This is a genomic window from Longimicrobium sp. (assembly GCF_036387355.1).
GTDB lineage: Bacteria > Gemmatimonadota > Gemmatimonadetes > Longimicrobiales > Longimicrobiaceae > Longimicrobium.
Window position 1 is genome coordinate 1 of the sequence record NZ_DASVTX010000587.1, and the last position, 2,450, is coordinate 2,450.

Here is a 2,450-nt window from a genome sequence, read left to right on the forward strand (position 1 = left end):
TGAGTCCGGTCTAAAAAGCACTCGGCAGCTCGGTCGAGTTCGGTTGCAGATGAGGTAAGCTGATGCTAGATTGCTGTTTACGTCACCCTGCACCTCTTCTCCTCGGGAACCGCACTCACCGTGTTTCGACCCAGCGAGACGCACCGCCAGCGGGACATCTTCGGCATCGAGGCCCAGCTCAGTCCAGAGGCCGGGCAACGGCTGCGCGAATCCAAGGAGTACGCGTTCTACAAAGAGGTGTTCTGCCGGATTCCCGAGGGGCTCTTCGCCGATCTCTACGCGAATGCCCCCGCCAGCCGGCCCAACGCACCCGTCAACGTGCTCGTTGGCGCCATGATCCTGCAGCACGTGAACGACTGGACGTTCGAGGAGCTGCTGGACCGCGTGACGTTCGACCTCAAGGTGCGGGCCGCGCTGGGGCTGTGGAGCCTGGACGACGCGGCCTTCTGCCGGGCGACGCTGTTCAACTTCCAGAAGCGGCTGCGCGACCACATGGCGGCGACCGGCCAGGACAAGTTCCAGGCCGTCTTCGACCGGCTCAGCGAGGAGCAGCTGAAGCGCTTCGGGCTCAGGAGCGCGACGCAGCGGTGCGACTCGACCCAGGTGGGCTCCAACATCCGCGACTACACCCGCGTCGAGCTGCTGGTGGAGGTGGTGCTCCGGATGTGGCGCGCCCTCGGCGAGGCCGACCAGGAGGAGCATGCGGAGCGCTTCGGCGCCTACGTCGAGGCGAAGACGTCCGGGCAGTTCCTCTACCGGCTGCGCAAGAGCGGCATCGACCAGGCGCTGGAGCAGCTGGGCGAGCTCTTCGCCTGGATGTGCGAGGCGCTGGAAGGCGGCTATGGCTCGACCGAGATCCACCGCATCGTACGCCGCGTCTTCGCGGAGCAGTTCACGCGCGCCGACGAGAAGATCGCGGTGCGCCCGGCCAAGGAGATCGGGAGCGACTCGCTCCAGTCGCCCGACGACCCCGATGCCACCTTCCACAAGAAGGAGGAGACGGAGTATCACGGCTTCGTGCTGCACGTGGCCGAGACGGCGGATCCGGAGAACGGCCTGCAGCTGATCACGGACGTGGCCGTGGCGCCCAACAACCAGGCCGACAGCAGCATCCTCCGCGAGCGGCTGCCGGAGATGCACCGGAAGACGCCCGGCCTGCGGGAGCTCCATACCGACGCCGGATACCCCAGCGAGGACAACGACCGGCTGCAGGCGGAGCTCGGCATCCTGGCGGTGCAGACCGCGATCCGCGGACGTACGGCGCAGGCGCCCATCGAGATCGAGCGGGACGAGGCCGGCTTCCTCCACATCCGCTGCGCAGCGGGACACCGGGTGCCGGGCCAGTCCACGCCGATGCACTACAAGGCCGAGTTTGCGGCCGCGAGCTGTGGCGGGTGCCCGTTCGCGGCGGTGTGCCTGGCGCAGCATCGAGCCCACGGGGGCCGCACCCACTACTTCACCGAAGCGGACGTGCTCAAGCAGGCGCGGCACCGCCGGCTCGAGACGCTGCCGGAAGAACGCCGGACACTGCGCGCCAACGTGGAAGCCACGATGAAGCAGTTCAAGGCGCCCTGCCGCAACGGCAAGCTGCGCACGCGCGGGCTGGGTGCAATGAGCCGGTACGCATTCCTGCGTGCCATCGCCATCAACTTCGGGCGGATATACCGTCATCTGCGGCGCGTCTCCTTGAGCCCGGGCACTTCCGCGCCTCCGCCGGCGGCCGGAGACCGTCGGGAAGCCGCGCCATACCGCCCGCTGGCGTCTGTAAAGCGCATTTTCCGAACAACCAGCACCCGCAGCGGCGGGTACGTCGCGTGTTTGCCTGAGACGCGGAAGCTGGCGGTGTGACTTCTTGGACCTGACTCAACGGTTCCGGATGCGGGCTACGGCGATGCGGCGGACACGGGCAGCCACGTGGGGCGGCCCCTACGGGATCGGGGCCGCGGGCGTGGGGCGGTGCGGCGGCGAGGGCGGGCAGACACGCAGGTCTGCCCCTACGGATGCGGTGCGGATCGCGGTCACGCGCGGGCATCCGGGGCCGATCGCGGGCGGCGGAGCGGCGGAGGACACGGGCGCGATGAATCGCGCCCCTACCGGATCTGCGCAGCCCACACGGTGTTCTCCCCCTCACCCGCCCTGCGCCCCCGCAGGCGGGGGAGGGGGCCGGGGGGAGGGGGCCCGCCCCCTCACCGCTCCAGCATCCGCGCGATCCGCTCGGCGAGCTCGTCCGCGTCGAAGGGCTTGTGGACGACTTCGGCGCCGGGGCCGAGGGCCTCGCGGTTGAGGGCGGCGCCGCGCGTGTAGCCCGTCATGAAGAGGATGGGGAGGGCGGGGCAGACGGTGTTCAGGTGCCGCGCCAGCTCCTCGCCGCCCATGTGCGGCATCACCAGGTCGGTGAGCACCATGTCCACGCTGGCGCCGTGCTCCTCCCACAGCGCCAGCGCCTCGCG

The 2,450-nt window shown here is 69.6% G+C and carries 2 protein-coding genes; one reads left to right on the top strand and one right to left on the bottom strand.

All coding sequences use genetic code 11. The features are described 5' to 3' along the window. Positions 1-120: 120 nt before the first annotated feature. Entirely contained in the window at positions 121-1,848 is a 1,728-nt protein-coding gene (locus VF665_RS25485) for a transposase (RefSeq protein WP_331056316.1), read from the top strand. A 338-nt stretch (positions 1,849-2,186) separates the two neighbouring features. Here VF665_RS25485 and VF665_RS25490 read toward each other — a convergent pair. Beyond that, on the bottom strand, positions 2,187-2,450 hold a 264-nt coding region (locus VF665_RS25490), incomplete at its 5' end, for a response regulator (RefSeq protein WP_331056317.1).